Source organism: Vibrio sp. Of7-15, assembly GCF_022347565.1.
Lineage (GTDB): Bacteria > Pseudomonadota > Gammaproteobacteria > Enterobacterales > Vibrionaceae > NORP241.
Genome location: NZ_JAKRGH010000004.1, coordinates 31,944 through 51,072, shown reverse-complemented (window position 1 = coordinate 51,072; position 19,129 = coordinate 31,944). Strand labels below are relative to the sequence as shown.

14 protein-coding genes are annotated in these 19,129 nt (G+C 41.2%); 5 read left to right on the top strand and 9 right to left on the bottom strand.

Going from position 1 to position 19,129, the window contains the following annotated elements:
- Positions 1 to 368: 368 nt before the first annotated feature.
- From tkt to MHO82_RS06390, 8 genes are all read right to left on the bottom strand, one after another.
- The gene (gene tkt, locus MHO82_RS06425) at positions 369 to 2,363 is read right to left on the bottom strand and encodes a transketolase (RefSeq protein ID WP_239183044.1); all 1,995 of its coding nucleotides are present in this window, start codon (positions 2,361 to 2,363) and stop codon (positions 369 to 371) included.
- A 116-nt stretch (positions 2,364 to 2,479) separates the two neighbouring features.
- Entirely contained in the window at positions 2,480 to 3,430 is a 951-nt protein-coding gene (gene tal / locus MHO82_RS06420) for a transaldolase (RefSeq protein WP_239183043.1), read from the bottom strand.
- Positions 3,431 to 3,797: 367 nt separating this feature from the next.
- Complete coding sequence (locus tag MHO82_RS06415) at positions 3,798 to 5,381, bottom strand: GGDEF domain-containing protein (protein ID WP_239183042.1); 1,584 nt, start codon at positions 5,379 to 5,381, stop codon at positions 3,798 to 3,800.
- Positions 5,378 to 6,853 (bottom strand): hypothetical protein, encoded by a 1,476-nt coding sequence (locus tag MHO82_RS06410; protein ID WP_239183041.1) that lies wholly within the window; start codon positions 6,851 to 6,853, stop codon positions 5,378 to 5,380. Before MHO82_RS06410 ends, MHO82_RS06415 begins: the two co-directional genes overlap by 4 nt.
- 140 nt (positions 6,854 to 6,993) lie before the next feature.
- Complete coding sequence (locus MHO82_RS06405) at positions 6,994 to 7,995, bottom strand: sugar-binding transcriptional regulator (protein WP_239183040.1); 1,002 nt, start codon at positions 7,993 to 7,995, stop codon at positions 6,994 to 6,996.
- Between the two features lie 152 nt (positions 7,996 to 8,147).
- The gene (locus MHO82_RS06400) at positions 8,148 to 9,614 is read right to left on the bottom strand and encodes a lactate dehydrogenase (protein ID WP_239183039.1); all 1,467 of its coding nucleotides are present in this window, start codon (positions 9,612 to 9,614) and stop codon (positions 8,148 to 8,150) included.
- Positions 9,615 to 9,647: 33 nt separating this feature from the next.
- Positions 9,648 to 10,358: a purine-nucleoside phosphorylase gene (gene deoD, locus MHO82_RS06395; RefSeq protein WP_239183038.1), complete on the bottom strand. Its 711-nt coding sequence runs from the start codon at positions 10,356 to 10,358 to the stop codon at positions 9,648 to 9,650.
- 38 nt (positions 10,359 to 10,396) lie between these two features.
- On the bottom strand, positions 10,397 to 10,567 hold the full coding sequence (locus MHO82_RS06390; RefSeq protein ID WP_239183037.1) for a XapX domain-containing protein: 171 nt from the start codon (positions 10,565 to 10,567) through the stop codon (positions 10,397 to 10,399).
- 547 nt (positions 10,568 to 11,114) lie between these two features.
- On the opposite strand from MHO82_RS06390, the gene MHO82_RS06385 reads away from it, so the two are divergent.
- Positions 11,115 to 12,251, top strand: a complete 1,137-nt coding sequence (locus MHO82_RS06385; protein ID WP_239183036.1) for a fatty acid desaturase — start codon at positions 11,115 to 11,117, stop codon at positions 12,249 to 12,251.
- Positions 12,252 to 12,320: 69 nt separating this feature from the next.
- On the opposite strand, the gene MHO82_RS06380 is transcribed toward MHO82_RS06385, so the two are convergent.
- A complete protein-coding gene (locus tag MHO82_RS06380; RefSeq protein WP_239183035.1) occupies positions 12,321 to 12,704 on the bottom strand; it encodes a cytochrome b562 in 384 nt (127 codons plus the stop codon).
- Between the two features lie 352 nt (positions 12,705 to 13,056).
- Here MHO82_RS06380 and MHO82_RS06375 point away from each other — a divergent pair, with 352 nt between their 5' ends.
- From MHO82_RS06375 to MHO82_RS06360, 4 genes are all read left to right on the top strand, one after another.
- Complete coding sequence (locus MHO82_RS06375) at positions 13,057 to 14,139, top strand: cytochrome c peroxidase (RefSeq protein ID WP_239183034.1); 1,083 nt, start codon at positions 13,057 to 13,059, stop codon at positions 14,137 to 14,139.
- Entirely contained in the window at positions 14,132 to 16,483 is a 2,352-nt protein-coding gene (locus MHO82_RS06370) for an ATP-binding protein (protein WP_239183033.1), read from the top strand. Before MHO82_RS06375 ends, MHO82_RS06370 begins: the two co-directional genes overlap by 8 nt.
- On the top strand, positions 16,476 to 18,356 hold the full coding sequence (locus MHO82_RS06365; RefSeq protein ID WP_239183032.1) for a response regulator: 1,881 nt from the start codon (positions 16,476 to 16,478) through the stop codon (positions 18,354 to 18,356). The genes MHO82_RS06370 and MHO82_RS06365 overlap by 8 nt, the downstream gene beginning before the upstream one ends.
- A 120-nt stretch (positions 18,357 to 18,476) precedes the next feature.
- On the top strand, positions 18,477 to 19,037 hold the full coding sequence (locus MHO82_RS06360; RefSeq protein WP_239183031.1) for a hypothetical protein: 561 nt from the start codon (positions 18,477 to 18,479) through the stop codon (positions 19,035 to 19,037).
- The last annotated feature ends 92 nt before the right edge of the window (positions 19,038 to 19,129 follow it).

Here is a 19,129-nt window from a genome sequence, read left to right as displayed (position 1 = left end):
AATTTTTAGCTGTTAATTTCTGCCTGTTTGCAATAAACTTTATTTTCAGTGTGAATTAACTTGATTTGAATCACAGTTTTAGTTCATACAGGCTTGTGTTTCTTATAAAGGGGATGCTATTCTCTATCACGTAATGGTTCTCAGCTACATGGATGTGCTAATTTTAGGCTTAGTTGTGCGGGCATAGATTGCCCGCTTTTTTTTGCTTTAAATATTACTATTACGCTTTCCATATTCTTCCACTTTATTGATTTTATTATCCTTTCCGATTTCTTGTTCTATTTTTTCATTTAAAATGAAAAATCAGGCATAAAAAAACCGAGCACAGTGGCTCGGCTTTTAGTTTTTGGTGTAGTCAATTACTTTGATTAAGCAAGCAGCTCTTTAGCTGTGTTTACTACGTTTTCAGTAGTGAAACCAAACATCTTGAACAGTTCACCTGCAGGAGCAGATTCACCAAATGTTGTCATACCTATAACGCGACCGTTTAGACCAACATACTTGTACCAGTAGTCTGCAATACCTGCTTCAACAGCAATACGTGCAGTAACATCAGATGGAAGTACAGATTCACGGTAAGCAGCATCTTGCTTGTCAAATACGTCTGTTGCTGGCATTGAAACAACACGTACTTTCTTACCTTCGGCAGTTAGTTCAGCGTGAGCAGCTACTGCTAGTTCTACTTCAGAGCCTGTAGCAATGATGATCAGCTCTGGTTTGCCATCGCTGTCTTTTAAGATGTAGCCACCTTTTGTAATGTCAGCCACTTGTGCTGCACTACGCTCTTGCTGTGCAAGGTTCTGACGAGAGAAGATCAGTGAAGTAGGGCCATCTTTACGCTCAATCGCAAATTTCCAAGCTACTGCTGATTCAACTTGGTCACATGGACGCCATGTGCTCATGTTTGGCGTTAAACGTAGAGAAGAGGTTTGCTCAACCGGTTGGTGAGTTGGGCCATCTTCGCCTAGACCGATAGAGTCGTGCGTGTACACTTGGATGTTTTGCACTTTCATCAGTGCAGCCATGCGCATTGCGTTACGAGCGTACTCCATGAACATTAGGAATGTTGCACCGTATGGTACGAAACCACCGTGCAGAGCGATACCGTTCATGATAGCCGTCATACCAAATTCACGTACACCGTAGTGGATGTAGTTACCAGAGAAGTCTTCGGCCGTTAGTGATTTAGAACCAGACCACATAGTCAGGTTAGAAGGTGCTAAGTCAGCCGAACCGCCCATGAATTCAGGTAGCATTTGACCGAACGCTTCTAGTGCATTTTGAGATGCTTTACGAGAAGCAATATTTGCTGGGTTTGCTTGAAGATCCGCAATGATTGCGTTTGCTTTTTCTTCCCACTCAGCAGGTAGATCACCGTTTACACGACGCTTGAACTCAGCCGCTAGCTCTGGGTGTGCTGCTGCGTACGCTGCAAATTTCTCATCCCATGCAGATTCTTTGGCTGCGCCTGCTTCTTTTGCGTCCCACTCAGCGTATACGTCTGCTGGGATTTCGAATGGACCGTGGTTCCAGCCTAGGAATTCACGTGCAGCAGCGATTTCATCGTGGCCTAGTGGGGCACCGTGACAATCGTGAGAGCCAGATTTGTTCGGAGAACCGAAACCGATGATGGTTTTACAACAGATCAGCGTTGGTTTACCTGTTTCTGCTTTCGCTGCTTCGATCGCTGCGTTAATTGCTTCAGGATCGTGGCCATCAACAGCAGGAATTACATGCCAGCCGTAAGATTCGAAACGCTTAGGTGTATCGTCAGAGAACCAACCTTCAACTTCACCGTCGATAGAGATACCGTTGTCATCCCAGAATGCGATCAGTTTGCCTAGGCCTAAAGTACCTGCAAGAGAACACGCTTCGTGAGAGATACCTTCCATTAGACAGCCGTCACCTAGGAAAGTGTATGTGTTGTGGTCAACAATCTCGTGGCCTTCACGGTTGAACTGTGCAGCAAGAGATTTTTCAGCCATCGCCATACCAACAGCGTTAGTGATGCCTTGACCTAGCGGACCGGTTGTTGTCTCAACACCTGGTGCGTAGCCGTACTCTGGGTGGCCTGGTGTTTTAGAGTGAAGTTGACGGAAATTTTTCAGCTCTTCAATGGATAGCTCATAACCAGAAAGGTGAAGCAAAGAGTAGATCAGCATGGAACCGTGGCCGTTAGACAGAATAAAACGGTCGCGATCTGCCCACTCTGGGTTTTGAGGGTTATGATTTAAGTGACCACGCCACAATACTTCTGCAATGTCAGCCATACCCATAGGTGCGCCTGGGTGACCAGAGTTTGCTTGTTGAACTCCGTCCATGCTTAGAGCACGAATTGCATTTGCTAAAACTTTACGTTCCATAATTCTTCACCAAAGTTTATTGTTATCGCTTTTACGAATTTATTGTTCAAAGCTTAGATAATTTGTAAAAGAAGAGAGCGGCTAATTAGGCCGCTCTCTGAATGCTTATATTCTGATTACAGGCGTTCTGCAATCATGGCTTCTAGTTTGCCTTGGTCTACCGCGAAGTTACGGATACCTTCAGCTAGTTTCTCAACAGCCATTGCATCTTGGTTGTGTTCCCATAGGAATTCCGCGTGGCCCATCAGCTCAGGACGTTCTTTTGTTTCAACGTCAGCAGATAGTTTTTGAACCACTTCACCTTCAGCATCGCTTAATTCTTGAAGCAGCTGTGGGCTGATAGTTAGACGATCACAACCAGCAAGCTCGAGGATTTCACCCGTATTACGGAAGCTAGCGCCCATTACTACTGTGTTGTAACCGTGCTCTTTGTAATAGTTGTAGATGTTTGTTACAGAAACTACGCCTGGATCTTCTTGTGCTTCGAAATCACGGCCTTCTTTTGCTTTGTACCAATCCATGATGCGACCAACAAAAGGAGAAATTAGGAAAACACCAGCTTCAGCACATGCACGAGCCTGAGCGAAAGAGAAAAGAAGCGTTAGGTTACAGTTGATGCCTTCTTTTTCTAGTACTTCAGCGGCACGGATACCTTCCCAAGTTGATGCAAGTTTGATAAGAATGCGATCGTTAGAGATGCCTGCATCGTTGTACATTTTGATAAGTTGACGTGCTTTTTTGATGCTGCCTTCAGTATCGTAAGAAAGGCGAGCATCAACTTCCGTTGAGATACGGCCAGGAACAATGTTTAGGATTTCTTTACCGATGTTAACAGCTAGCATGTCACAAGTGTCTTGAACTTGTTGCGCTTTATCGTTGCTTTGCTCTTTAGCGTAAGCAATAGAGGCTTCGATTAGCGGAGCATACTCTTCGATTTGTGCTGCTTTTAGGATCAAAGATGGGTTTGTTGTTGCATCTTCTGGTTGGTACTTACTGATTGCTTCAATATCACCTGTATCGGCTACAACAGTAGTTAGCTTGCGAAGTTGTTCAAGTTTAGTGCTCATCTTTCAACCTTTATGTATGTAGGGTACATCTAGTTTAGGCAACCAAGAGTCGGTTACGCATATTTGTTTTTGCCTCTAAATCTTTGCTTGTGAGCAAATGTTATGGGGCTGAACAATTGATGGGTTAATCATTTATTTTTCTGGTTCGAATGTCAATTAAAAATCGTCAATTTCGACCCTGGATCTCAGTTTTTTACGAGGTTTTTGTAAATAGGAAGAAGTAAACGTTTGCTTTTTGTTTCGGTAGTCGATGAGCAATAGTTATTTCGCTGAGCGAATGATTAGCTTGGGGAGGTAGATAAGAAAAATTGAGAAAGTAGTTCGCACAAGTCAATTTCTGTGCGAGCAACATGAGTTTGAAATGTGATTAAATTTGATACTGAACCTGATTTCTTCCACTGGCTTTGGCCGAATAGAGAGCATTGTCGGCTCTATGGAATGTGTCTTGAGTATCTTCATCCGCTTTATATAGTGTTAGCCCTAAGCTAATGGTGACTTTCCTTTCACCAAGAATATGACTCCAATTAAATTTCTCGACTTTACTTCGTAGCTGTTCTGCGATCTTTTGGGCATGCTCTAAGGTATGGTTTTCTAATATCACCACAAATTCTTCTCCACCAAAACGAGTAGGGGGATGATCGGGTAATAAAGCTTCATTCATGATTTTACCGAGAGTTTTAAGTACTTTATCCCCCGTTAAGTGAGAGAATTTGTCATTGATGGATTTGAAGTGATCTACATCGACCACAAGCAAAGCGAATGGGGTGTGGCTATCTATGTTGACTTGTAAGCGCATGTCTAGCCAGCGGCGATTTTGTAATTGTGTTAATGGATCCATGAATACATCTTGTTGCAGTTTGGCTACCGTATCTTTCTGAGTTGCCGTTGTGGCTTTTAGTTCTTTATTTTCTTGCTCTGATAAGGTCAATCTTAACTGAAGCTCTAGCTTGGTAAGTTTTCTCATGCAGTAACCGCCAAGCTCACTAATCGGAATTTGCTTTATCAAAAGCGTGGAAATAGCTTGTGCTTCTTTTTCACATTCTAGTGCGCCTTTGTAGTTACCATAGCATGCCAAAGCATCACTTTTGGCTTCGAGTAACTGTTTGATTAATATGTCACTACCATACGCTCTGGCCCTTTTGATGGCATGATTGACGACAATTTCTGAAAACTCAGCTTTACCAAGTTGTGTCAGGCATAAGCTAATTTCTATTTTCATTATGTTGGAAAGCCAGTAAGCATGCAGGTTATTAATGGAGTATTGAGCTTGAGTAATGGTTTTGAGTGCAGTGGTGACATGTCCTTGTAAACGAAGTGCTTTAGCGTGATATAAAATAATTTGGCCAATAAGTACCTTGTCGTCGATAACTGAGCTGAGATCCTTACACTCTTCAAGGAGCTCTAACGCATTTTCACTTTGTTTTAAAGTGAGCAAGCAAGCCACTTTGTACAGTTTATAGCGAAGCTTTAATACATGGCTGGCTAAGTGATCCTCTAAGCCATCTATCATTTTGTAATAGCGCAATGCTCGTTGGTGATCACCATAAATACCACATAGGTTACCGATACCAATGATGGCTTGAATGTAGAATTCTAATTCGCCAAATTCTGCTGAAATTGTAGCGAGTTCATTGAGTGCATCAAGGGCTTCATGGTAGTGGCCGTAATCGGTATATCGGTAGCTTAGCATCGAATATAGAGTTAGCCATTCTTCACGATCATCAGGCAATTTAAGCAGGTTTATTGCTTGTATCAGTTGGTCGATGCTGTTATCCAACAAACCTATTTCTGCTAAATGCTCCGAACACATTAATATGCAATAGGAGGACTCTTTAGGAGTTGAAGCGAACTCTGCTAACGCATGTTGCCAAGCCCTGAGCGCATCCTCTCCTTGACAGTCAGATAATTGATAACCCGCTTTATGCAGTTTGCTGTGAAGTTGTTCAATCATGCTACATTCTTGTTGTTATTAAGTTTTTGATTAAGTTGTTCTAATGTCAGAGGAAATGCAGAGACACTGAATTGGGCTACTTTGGCTTTTGTTGGATCATGTGATGTTCGTAGCCATGAGGCCATGGTTAGAAATTGTTGAATGTTTCTATAAAATTGTTGAGCCTGGTAGTTATCCGCTTTAATAAGAATGGCGAGAATCGTGCTATCAAGTTTAGCCAACTGGTCACCTTGCACACAAAGACCATGACAGAGAGTGATCATTCGCTCTAAGAACTCATGATCAGGATGTTGAATCAGTAAGACATGATGACCGTTATTGTGTATTTGGCTTTTATTCGCTAATAAATATTCCCACCATGTTGTTTCTGGCACAAGGTAGGGAAGAACATTGGATGTGCTTGTTTCAAGTTGGGAGCGAATAAGGTTAATGAGTTTTATGGCCCGCATATCTAGGCGCTTTTTAGAATTGTTTGTTTTATCTCGCCCTAATGCACTGGTTTGTTCTTGAAGAAGGTCGATTTCATACGCCCTAAAGCGTTTGTAATGAATCAGTGCTTGTTCATAGTCGTGCGTTTGTTCAGCAATTTTTGATTGCAATAGGCTAATCTGAGAGAGTAATTCGCCTTTATCAAACGCTTTTGCTGTCGTTTCAGCTAAGGAAAGCAGCTCAGTGGCTTTCACAAAATTTTGTTTCATTTGAGCAACACGAGCTTGGCTGATCGCCGAATGTGCTTTCATCCAAGTTTGATTGTGGGCTAGGGCAATGTCATACGCTTTTTGTGAAAAGGCTTCTGCTTCGTCAAGTCGGTTCAGCCCTAAATAGGCCACTCCTCTAAAATCATAAATTTCAGCTTGCCAAGTTGGGTCGTCCCAATGAATGAGCATGGCATCGGCGACATCGAGTGTACTGAGCATGCCAAGATAATCAGCCAGTAAGTACTTATCCCAGGCCAACAGAATAGATGCTTTGCCTGCTAATGAGTAGATAGCCAGCTTGCTTGCTCGATCGGCGGCCAATTTATGGGTGTTTTTCGCCAATTCCAATTCGTCGGTGATTCGCCAAATATTCCCAAGGCCTATTAATGCTTCCAGTTCAATGTGTATGTTACCGGTGAGTGATGCTTGCTCTAAGGCATTGATCCAGTATTGCTGAGCGGAGAAGTGACGCGCTTTACCCCAGTATTGCAACGCGTAGATATGCAGTACTTCGGGCAATAAATCATCGCTTTCTTGGTTTTGAAGCAGTTTATGGGCTGATTTTATGGCTTTTAAACCTGCATCGTACTCCATTAGGTGCCAGTGTGTGCGAGAAAGTAATATTGACGCTTTAATTGTACCGAGGTGGTAGCGGATCAGTTCTGACTGAAGCAGAATCTCTTTAGCCTGTTGCTGTGCTTGTGAACTGTGCTTTTCAAGTAATTCAGAGGTTTTTTTTAATAAATCGTCAATACTATTTCGTGTTACATCCAACGGTAAACCCTAACATCTATACTGCATCTGGTGGCATTATAATATTAAATACTTTCTTATTAATAGCCAGACAGCCTGATCCAATCCACAAAGATTAGAATCATTTGCAGCATAAATTTAGTTTTTAAAATAAGTGAGGATCACTTCACGTTTTTTGAAGTGTCTTCCGCTAAGTTTAATAGTGCCATGGCACAGCTTACACTGGTGGCAAGAACATCAATAACTCCGGTACGAAGTGCACCCATAATAGACAAGGCTTTGCGGCTCTCACTGGCCATTGCAACCACATTTGGGATTTGGCGAAGGTCTTCCATTTCTAAGCCGATAACACGGCCTCGCATCATGGTATCGGCGTGGCTGCCGTCGAGTTTAAAAAAGTCGAAGCCACCAATATCACCAACAATACCTTCATTTAAACGGGCCTCAACGAACTCTTTAGGGCTGAAAAAACCTAGTTTTACCATGTGACTGTTTTCATCCATATCACCAATACCTACGAGAGCAAATTCTGCTTTTCTCGCTTGGTTAAGGGTTTCGGTAATAGTGCTGTGAGACATGAAAGCTTCACGCAGTTCTGGGCTGGTTACGTAAGCAGGGGCGTATAGAGTCTCACTACTGCCGCCGTATTTTTTAGCCAAACGACGGCAAATATGATCGGCGTTGATGATATCTCCACTACGGTGGGTGCCTCCAATCGCACAGACAAAACGGGCGTTACGGTGTGACACCACACCCGCAAGATCGGCAACGGCTGCAACGTTTTGACCTTGACCCACAGCAACGGCCATGTCGTCTTGTAGGTTACTATCAAGGTAGCTTGAAACTAAGGTTGCAACTTGTTTGCGCTGTTCTGTAGAGTCAGATTGATCTAATGCGATTAGAGCTCGCTTTAAATTGAAGGTTTCCACCAGTCTTTGTTCTAGTTGAGCGCTATAAACAGGGTGAAATTTTACTGTAATTTCGACAATCCCTTCTTCACGGGCTTTGCGTAACATCCGACCGATCTTTGCACGAGACATACCAAACTTTTTGGAAATCTCTTCTTGAGTTGCCCCTTCTTGATAATAAAGAATCGCAATTTCTGTCAGCGTATCATTGTCATCTAGCTGGTTATCAGCAGAGGGGGATGGAAGTTGAGGCATGAGGTACTCCTGCAAATTAGACGGAGTGATTGTAGAGAGTATTGCAAGTTTGTACAAATGTTCACAGCAAGAACATCTGTTCAGATCTCGTTTTATTTATGATATTGCAGGTATGAAAAAATAAGCAAGCGGTTTAAGGCTTGCTTATTCGGTTAGCTAAGTAGTTGTTGAAGAGTAAGAGGAGAAGATGTTAGCCCTAACTCTTGTGCTGGTGTTTGCCCTGTGCGATTTTGACGGCATAAGTTATGCCATGCTCGATAAATATCTAGCAACGGCAATAAACCAGCAGGCCTTAATTTTCGCCGTGGTTCATTCACCAGTTGTGAAAATTGATCATGAAATCGTTGCTGGAATTGGCTGACCGAGCGGAAGCTGGCCTCTTTTAACCAGTGAGCTTCATTACCAGTGCTACTGCCTAAATGACACACGCCTTTTCCAATATTATTATTTTTTGTAAATGCCCAGCGATCGCGCCACCAACCAACCAATACAATATCGACTTTCTCTGCTTCTTGTTCTTGTTGCCAGCCTGGGTCTTCCACAACATAAATTAAGTTGATGGTCTTTTGCTTCATTCTTTCAAGAAAAACGGTCATACAGGCAGAACGAAGCAATGGTTCTTGCGGCATATAGATGGTTAGTTCATCACATTCATTAATAAAGTCATGTAAGTGCAGGTAATGAGCATATGATGCATACGGTGGACGAATGATCGCACCTTTTGTCGGGTAGTTTAATTCTATAGCATTACCAAGCGGATCTTCGACATTGGCACGAGCCAAGATTTCACGGTATTTTGCATCCACTCGACTTAGTGTATTCCCTGGTGTTGGCTCTTGACTGTGTGCTTCTCCAACATAATCGGCGGGCAGAAGTCTTGAATTTTCTTCGTATGGATCATGATCCAGCGGGCCAGAAGGTGTTTCTGATGCAGAGTAATTAATGTGTTGGCTAACAATGTAACCACTTTTCGCTTCACCTGTTGATATCCATAACACACCGTTGTGGCTGTTAGGTTGCAGCTGCGTCACATTTGAAGCCAAAGTTAAGGATGAATGCTGTTTCGGAAGACGAGCATCAAACATAGACATTTGGCGACGGCAACGGCTCGCAATATGCGACAGTTGATCGTAAAAGGTTTTTGGATTCATGTGCAGGCGACGGCAGATATCTCGCACGGCGTAGCCTGTAAATAACATGGCAAGAAGCTTTTGTTGAACTTGGTTTTTGCCATTAAAGCCTGACCAGCGGTCAACAAAAGTTCCTTCACACGCTTTGCATCGGTAACGTTGGCGATCGCCGCTGTACCCGAAAGCATGGTAATGGGAACGGTGAGTAAGAACAGGAAGACCGAAGTTCTCACATTCTGGATGGTTACATGCAGGAAGGCCGCTGCTTTGAACAGCCTTCAATCGAGAGTACTCAACGAGTACCTCTTCATTATTGAGCAGGGGAGGAAAAGCACCGCACTCTCGACAAACCAATGCCGGACGCTTAGGGTTGGTACGTTGCAGCAAATATCGCTGTTCGTCGCTCAGACCAAAGTTGTCACACGCCAATGTTTTACAAAAGTTGAGTTGCAACCCTTTTGCGGCTGGAGGTAGTTTCCCTGTGGGCACCCTTTCTCCCCTTAGATATTAAGTATCAATAAATTAAAGTTTGATTGCAGTTTCAAGTGCAACTGTCATCATGTCATTGAATGACTTTTGACGATCTTCAGAGCTTAGTTTTTCACCGCGCTTGATGTGATCTGAAACCGTTAGGATAGTCAGTGCTTTCGCACCAAGATCCGCAGCAACACCGTAGATGCCTGCCGCTTCCATATCAACACCTAGGATGCCTAGTTTTTCCATTTTGTCGAAAAGGTCAGACTCTGGGCTGTAGAAAAGATCAGCAGAGAATACGTTACCAACTTTAACTGGTACTTCTAGTTCACGCGCTTGTGAAACAGCAGTCTCAAGAAGACCGAAGTCAGCAATCGCTGCGAAATCGTGGTCGTTGAAACGGATACGGTTAACTTTAGAATCAGTTGATGCACCCATACCGATTACAACATCCATTAGTTTCACGTCATCGTGAACAGCACCACAACTACCAACGCGGATTACGTTTTTAACACCGTACTCAGCGATCAGTTCGTGTACATAGATACATGCAGATGGGATGCCCATGCCGTGGCCCATTACAGAGATTTTTTTACCTTTGTATGTTCCTGTGTAACCGAACATGTTGCGAACATCACAAACTTGCTTAACATCTTCTAGGAAGTTTTCAGCAATGAATTTTGCGCGTAGTGGATCGCCTGGCATTAGTACTGTTTCAGCGAAATCACCAGCTTGTGCGTTAATGTGTGGGGTAGCCATAAGATGTCTCCAACAATATTGAAATTATTATTTATAGATTAAGAAAAGAATTTTTCGATGATAGAGGTGTAAGCCACACCACCAAGGTAAACACCAACGATACCCATAATACCCGGTAATACCGGAGGAGCTGGAAGCGGCAGTTTAACTGCTGAAAAAATAATGCCCACAATAAGACCTGATACTACGGCTAATGCGATCTCAGTCATTGGTGTCTCTCTTCTAAACTAAATTATATTAACCAAACCTGTTGATTTGGTGTCGTTATGTTATGGGCTTAGTTTATTGACTCTTTACTCAGAATCTTGAGAAGTAAGTCACATTATGTTCTGTCTTATCAAAATAAACCTCCATTGATTACCAAATCTGTTGAAAGGGTGATGGCAATCGTTTCCATTTTCCGGCTGTATTCTGCATGGTTTTAATATATTTATTATTTATCAGTGGTTTATGTTCTAGTGTCCTATTTTTACTATTTTTAGATAAATCAATTACTGGTTGTTTATTAAACTGTTTGGTGGTTTTTCTTATTTTTATTTGCTCTAAATCAAAAACAATGGTGGAAAATAAGGTTAATACGCTGCTTGTTATCTTTTAGTGTTGATAGTGTGATTTTAGTGTTTTTTAGAAAGAGACTAAACTTATAACGAATCCTGTTGAAACAAAGTGACACGATTCAATGTGCTTTTAAACTTGACTAACACATGTACGCTGATAACCTAGCGCACACTTGTACGCCGAAATTTAGGTCATGGAATGTCTGATCAAAAAAAACCGCCACTGATTTGGCTTAACGTCTTTATTTTTTCTTTCAGTATGCTGTTAGCTGTAGTCGCTGTCCCTCTATATGGATGGTTTGAAGGCTATGGAATCGAGCATTGGTTGTGGTTACTTGCAACTTTTAGTTTTTGTAACTTATCTATTACCGCGGGCTATCACCGTTTATGGTCCCACAAGGCTTATGAAGCGCATCCTGTTCTTCGATTTATTTTCGCATTAGGTGGGGCATTTGCTTTGCAGAACAGTGCGTTGCATTGGTCTTCAGATCATCGAGTGCATCATCGTCATGTTGATGATAATGATAAAGACCCATATTCAGCGAAGCGTGGCTTTTGGTACTCACACATAGGTTGGATGCTGCGTCACTACAATGTTGCCGTATATTCTGATTACAGCAACTGTCGTGATCTGCAAAAAGATAAGATCGTTATGTGGCAGCATAAATATTATGTCCCACTTGCGTTGTTGATGAACTTAGGTGTGCCTGTGGCACTTGGTGTTATATACGGCGATGTTATTGGTATGGTATTGGTTGTAGGCGCGCTTCGTTTAGTGCTGAATCACCACACGACTTTCTTTATTAACTCTTTGGCTCATATATGGGGCAGTCAGCCATACACAGATAAAAATACTGCGCGCGACAATGGCTTACTGGCGGTTTTGACATTCGGTGAGGGTTACCATAATTACCATCATATTTTCGAAAATGATTACCGTAATGGCATTCAATGGTGGCAATACGATCCAACAAAATGGTTGATTAAAAGTTGTGCGTGGTTAGGCTTAACATCTAAGTTACGAGTTTGCCCTGAAGAGCGTATAGAAAAAGCAAAAGCCAAAATGTTACTTCAGCGAGCAAACAATCATGTAATGACACTCCCTAATTGCGCTCAGATAAAACAAAACTTACAAGATGAGTACGATGCGTTTATTGCTCAAATGACGGAGTTATACGCTGTTAAGAAAAAAATGCTAGAAGTAAAGAAGAAAGCATTAGCTGAACAGTATGATTTATTTGAGTTGCAAAAGCAGTATCAAGAGCTGAAGTCTCGTGTGAAAGAGCAACGTAGACATTGGCAAGCAATGGCGATTCAGTATGCGCCAAGTACTTAATACTCATAGGTAATGAAATAAAAAAGGCGAAGTGATTTCGCCTTTTTTATTCTCTATTTTTTGTTCAACTTAGCTGAATAAACGACTCCAAATACTTGGGTTACGTTTTTTATGATACTCGACTCTTAACTCATCAATTTCACGCAGTGCTTCTTTTGCTTGTTCTAAATTGCCTTGTTCTACTTCTGACTCAACGATGTCGACTACCGCGGATAGTTTGTTAAAACCACTCATGTAAAGTTCGCGCTTTTCTTCAGGATACTGGCCTTGTTTGGAGTGCTGAATAAGAACATCTAATTCAGCAAGCGGTGTTTTCATTTCTTCAATGCTTTGTGCCTCAGCTGCTTGTTTAAAAGCCACTCGCATTTTTTTCATGGTGACATTAAGGTTGTCGGATGCAGAGACACTCCCGGTAAATAACAAAAAAGCCAGTGAAAAAGACAGCGCCTTCATTTTTTCTCCAAATAAGCTAGGTAAATAACATGCAAGAGTGTATAGCAATTTAATTGTAAATAAACAGCGAACAAGAATAAAAAAATGTTACTAAATTAAACCTATAATGAAAGCGAAAAATGAATGGTAGTACCATTGGTTTTACTTATAAAAAAAAGTCTTGCCTGAATACGAATATTCACTTGTAGATTATTTCGCCCCCTAATGCCCACTGAATTACCGCAAGTCTCACTCCTTTATCTCTAACTATCGCTTTATATCTTAGACTTTACCTCTTTTGCATATGCACCTAAGTTTATTTTATTGAAATGAAATTTGTAGCACTCGACTATCAAAGTATGGGATACAAATTATGGATAACAAGCCATGGTTAATTTTGGGAGGCTTTATTGTAACAGCCTCTTTAGCAATACTTTTATATGAGGCTGTATCTTCGTCAAAGTTACTTGAGCATAGTCATAATGATGCTCAACAGATCGTCTCACAGCCTTCGCTTGACTTACTGGCGGAGAGCACGGTGTCTGTGCCTATTTATGATATTGACGATCAATCCGCAATATTACCTATTCCCTATGAGGTTAATGTCGATAAGAAACAAGCCAAAATTGGCTGGTTGCTATTTAAAGATTCCAACCTTTCTTCCAATAAACGCATCAGTTGCGAAAGTTGCCATAGTTTAAGTACTAACGGTGCTGAACATAAAGAAGTGTCAACGGGGGTCGGAGGGAAAGGAAGCCGTAATTCATTGACGATTTTTAACAGTGCTTTTAACTATCGTTTTTTCTGGGATGCCAGAGTTAATAGCTTACGGGAGCAAATTGATGGTCCAATTCATAATGTGCTGGAGATGGATTCAAACTGGAATGTAGTCACAGAGTATGTTTCGTCTTCTCATCGTTATAGCACTTTGTTTAATGAGGCGAACTTAGATATTACAAAAGATACTATTAAAACGGTTCTCATTGAATTTATTCGTAGTTTAACCACACCTAATGCCCCATTTGATCAATATCTTTTAGGTGATCATTCTGCCCTTAGTGAACAGCAAGTGCGTGGATGGGAAAGCTTTCAAGGTGAGGGTTGTATTGGCTGCCACCGAGGAATAAATATTGGCGGTGGGATGGTCATGCAATTTGGGGTTTTTAGTGATGGAGCAAGAGGAGAGGAACGCTCAAAAGATACTGGAAGACATCTGTTTACCTCAAAACTTGAAGATATGTATTTATTTCGAGTAGCAAGTTTAAGGAACGTAGATAAAACAGCCCCTTATTTTCATGACGGGAAAACTCAATCACTCGAAGAAGCAATAAAGATCATGGGGGAAAGTCAGTTAGGTAAGACACTTGCACCCCAGACCATTGACGATATTAAGTCTTTTCTTGTATCCCTATCTGGACAACCTCCTGCGATTCTAGAGGAGTTTGCAAATGAATAAAACGAAAGTGGTTTATGCAGTCTCTGTTGTGATTTCAGTCGCTTTACTGAGTTTTGTTGCTGTTTTGTACGTAGAGTATCAACGTCTTTCTAGTTATCGCTCCTTTGTTACCCAAGTTGGCCATGAAGTTATCACAGTAAAAGATTCAGTAACGCAACATGCTCTTAATACTCAATCAGATCCCTACTACCTTACTCAGGTATTAGTTGAAATAGAAAAAGAGGCACAGACCATTATCAGGAAGTTTGCGGAGCGCAACACTCTTGGTTTATATACGGTAGAAAGCTACGAGCAACTCAAAATTTTTACAGATTCGGTACAAAAAATAACGGATACGTTGGACCACGTTATTGGGATACTTATTCTTAAGAACTCACTGATTAAATCTATGACGGCGCAAGTTAATATCTCGAATGTAGCTAATGATGTTGGGAAAAAGCGCTTACTTGTCAACAATGTGGGGCCTGTTTTTTTTCAAGGGGATTTGGCCAATTTAGATCTTACTACCCGTACTTTTTACAAGGTAGAAGCGCAAAAGCAACGCCTTTTCGAAGCTTTACTTGCTCACGAAAGCTTAGCTTTTGTTGAGCAATCGGAAGAGATCATGGGCTCTCTTGCTTTTGAGGTTAGAGGCTTGATGATCAAGCTGATGTTGGCTTTTATACTGGTTGTTTGTTCAGTTATTACATTTACCTATATCTCTCGTCTAAAAGAGCTCAACCGTAACAATGCGGCCTTTCAACAAGCCATTGAGCGTGTAGAGCATGCAAATCAAGCCAAGTCCTTATTTTTAGCCACCATGAGTCATGAATTAAGAACTCCTATGAACGGTGTGTTAGGTATGGCTCAGATCGCTCAAGAAGAAACGAAGGAAGTGCATACTCAAGAGCATATAAAAATGATCATCCACTCAGGTGAGCATTTAGTGACGTTGCTTAATGATATTTTAGATTTTTCGAAAGTTGAGCAGGGGAAGATGGTTTTGGAAAATACCCCTTTTGAACTTGCCGACATTATATTGCCGTTAGAGCAGTCACTAGCCCCTTTAGCCAATAATAAAAACATTCAGTTTGAAATAGAAAATAACATTCCTCATCACCTTCGATTGACTGGGGATTCATCCCGTATTAGGCAAATTTTGTTTAATCTTGCCGGGAATGCCATCAAGTTTACGAATGAAGGGGATGTGAAGGTACGTTTTGAGATCTTAAGCTCTTCAGACTCTGGAATTAAAATTACGGTAACAGACACTGGAATAGGGATTGCTCGAAATAAGTTAGTTGGGATTTTTACGCCATTTGAGCAGGCTGAGCTTTCAACAACTCGAAAATATGGTGGAACAGGGCTTGGTCTCTCTATTGTGAAACAAATTATAGACCTTATGAATGGAGAGATCTCCGTCTTTAGCCAATTAGGGGTAGGTACACAGTTCACGTTAACTTTACCTCTTAGGTTAGAAGAGGCGAAAGTTACCACATCGTCAAAAGTACTTTCGTCTGTTTCTAGAACAGAGTTATCTCACCCTATTAATATTCTTTTAGTTGAAGATAACAAAGTGAATGCTTTGGTTGCTCAGCGTTTTCTTCAATCATGTGGACATACTACAACCTTAGCTGAGGACGGTCATAAAGCATTGGAAATAGTAAAGGAGACCCCTTTTGATCTGATTATTATGGATAACCATATGCCCAATTTGAGTGGTGTGGAAACCATAAAACGTATTCGACATGATCTTAAGTTATCTACCGTCATTTTTGCTTATACTGCGGATGTTTTTAAAGAAGCGCACGATGATCTTCTTGAAGCTGGTGCACATTTTATCTTAACCAAGCCGTTGCAAAAGAACAGTTTAGAACAAGCGCTAAAGCAGTTTCAAAACGAAATTTTCAAACCTTCAGCATTAAGCTCTAATCAACTACCGGGTAATAAAGTTGTTTCCTTAGTGCGATATCCTATCCACCAGCTTTCAATGACAGAAGAAGAAGTCACTCATAGCCCACTACTTACGGCCCATCACTTAAATAGACAAGAGAAGTTAGAGCTATTGGACTCATTAAATATTGAGCTCAATGAAAAAGCAGATCTTCTTCTTAGTGCTTATTCATTATCTAATACGGCAGGGCTGCGAAGTGCCTTACTTGGCATTAATAGTATTGCACTTGAATTCAGTATGAAAGAAATGGTGGTTCTTTCTAAACAGGCTGAAAAGGTTACTAGGGGAGATCAGCTTCCTGATGCCGAGGATCTTCAAAAACTACTGAATAGAATGTTGGTAAATAGTCACCAAATCTATCGTTTGCAAGAGCAGTTAATTAAAGACATGCGTGGAGGTATTTATGGATGATGTAAAAGCCAGTGAGGCAATCAAAGAGCATTTTATTCTCGCCGTTATTGCAAGCCTTGTCTTAGTGGTAGACATAATGACTCAATTAGGTGTTGCTGCGGGGATTCTTTATGTGTTTGTCATCTTAGCTGCGCAGGTTTCGAAAAAGTCAACGACGCCTATTATCTGGGCGAGCATTTGTACTGTATTGACTCTAGTGGGTTATTACGCATCACCTATTGGCGGGGAGTTATGGAGCGTAACGGTTAACCGGGCCCTGACTATTTGTGCTATATGGGCAGTTACCGTGGTCTCGATTTTTTTGTTAGATCGTACGAAAAAAGTGATGTCTTTAGAGTCGGATTTAAAGCTTTCTGAGTTTCGTTCTACCTTAGGGGAAGTTGCTGAATATGCGAGTGATGCTATTGTTATCACTGATGAAAAAGGGTTCACAAACTGGGTCAACAAAGGGTTTACTGACATTTCAGGTTACTCTTTAGATGAAGTGAAAGGAAAAAAGCCGGGTGATGTATTGCAGGGAAAGGGGACGGATCTTGAAGATATAAAGCGTTTATCAGAAGCAATCAAAGAAGCGCAGCCTATAGAGTTGGAACTCCTCAATTATCATAAAAATGGTACTCCTTATTGGATCGATTTGTCTATTAACCCCGTATTTGAGCAAGGGGAGCTGGTGCGTTTTGTGGCAGTGGAGCGGGACATTACTCACCGAAAACAGCTGGAAGAAAAATTGGCGGAACGGGCGTCTACGGCTGTGCAAGCAACAGACAATAAATCACGGTTTATGACACTCATGACTCATGAGCTAAGTACACCAATTAATCGCATTATTGCTACGTCACAAAAAGTAAAAGAAACAACAACCCGTCAGGAGGTGGTGGAGCACGCTACTCAAATTCACCGTGCAGGAGAAATTACTCATTCGATAATTCAAAATATGATTACGTTATCGAATATTGATGCTGAGGCTTTAGATATTTGCTCAGAGAAGGTTGATGTTAATAAAATTTTCGCATCAGTTTCCGATGATATAAGTCAACTTACAAGGTGCAGTAGCATTGAGTGCCTTTATGAGAACGAATTAGAGGAGGAGGGACTTTATCATGGCGATAGAAATCTTATTTATCATATTTATTATTTCTTCGCCCTTAATGCGACTTCGCATGTTGATAAGGGAAGTGTCTCTCTGGTAGTTAAATCCTTGGCTCTTCAAGGTCGTGATATATTGCAATTTGAAGTAGAAGTGACCGATAAAGGAAAGAGCTATCAACATATGTTGGTAACGAATACCTCTTCATTGGCAGATAATCTTGATGTGGCTGTTGGTGTTGCTGCAGGCTACCAGCTTGCCTCCAAAGTGGTTTCTAAACTGTCGGGTGCTGTGGCCCTCGAACGGACTACTCAAGAGAAGACTAAAGTAACAATTCAAATACCGTCAGAACGCGTGGTTACAGAGGGAACCAGAAGTGTAGATAGCAAGATTTTGATTGTTGAAGATAATCGAGTTAACGCTATGGTGCTGACGAAGATGTTACAGTCCTTTGGGTTTACAGAATTGGATTTAGCTAAAAATGGTGAAGAGGCCGTGAGCTTTGCTAAGCGGAATTCGTACTACGCCATCTTTATGGATAACCACATGCCGGAAATGACAGGTATTGAAGCAACAAAAATTATCAAACAAAGTATATCTTCTGATATTAGAATTATCGGTTGTACAGCAGACACTGATCCTATAGCGACACAAAACTTTTTAGAGTTAGGTGTGGAGACAGTTTTATACAAACCGCTTGATAAGAAAAAGCTGATGAGTGTATTAGATACTTTTAAAAGGGGAACAAATATATTTGCAAATGAAAAAGCTGTTGGAGGAAACTAGTTTCCGTAAGCACGGCACTTAGTGGGATCTAAGGTTATCAGCGTTATTGAAAATAATCCCCTGTAAAGAAAGTAAAATTCTGTTATGGTTGAACTTCTAGTCATATTTGTTTGAGTTGTTATGAAGTCTTCGATAGAACAAGCGTTTGTAAAGAAAAACCAGTGGTTAGCAAGTCAGGTTGATGTGGCTTTTCCTACCCCAGAAAGTTTGAGAGGGCGAGATAGCTACCTTTCACGTCAACAATCTTATACATCCTCTCTTATTGCTCCTGCTTCTTCTCTTACTACTTTACCTTCTTTTACTGGCACCATTGCTAAAGTTGATTTCCATCGTTTAACGATTCGTTTTGCTGTTGTGCTTGCTTCTTTATGGGAAGAAGACAGGGAAGATGTATTGGAGTTCTTGACTCAGCTTATCTTAGAAGAAGAATACACTTTGTATATTGGTTTGGATGGTGTTGCTCCAATCGCATGTGCGTTAATACATAATGTCACTGATGAACTTGCGACAGTCTTCGATATTGCTCTGGTGGATAACGAAAATTATGAACTCAAAAAGAGCTTTGTGCATGATGCGATTAAAACACATCAAGCACAATATACAAGTGTGACCCATATCGGCACGATGGCGTTAGATACTGATAAGGCATGGCTGAACGATTTAGGGTTTCAGGCTGCGTAGCGAAAAAGTCTAAAGTATTATAAAAATTAGTCGATAATGGGATGACGTTCCGTTCATGTAAGAGGCATACTGAAAGTATTGTGCTTTCACTG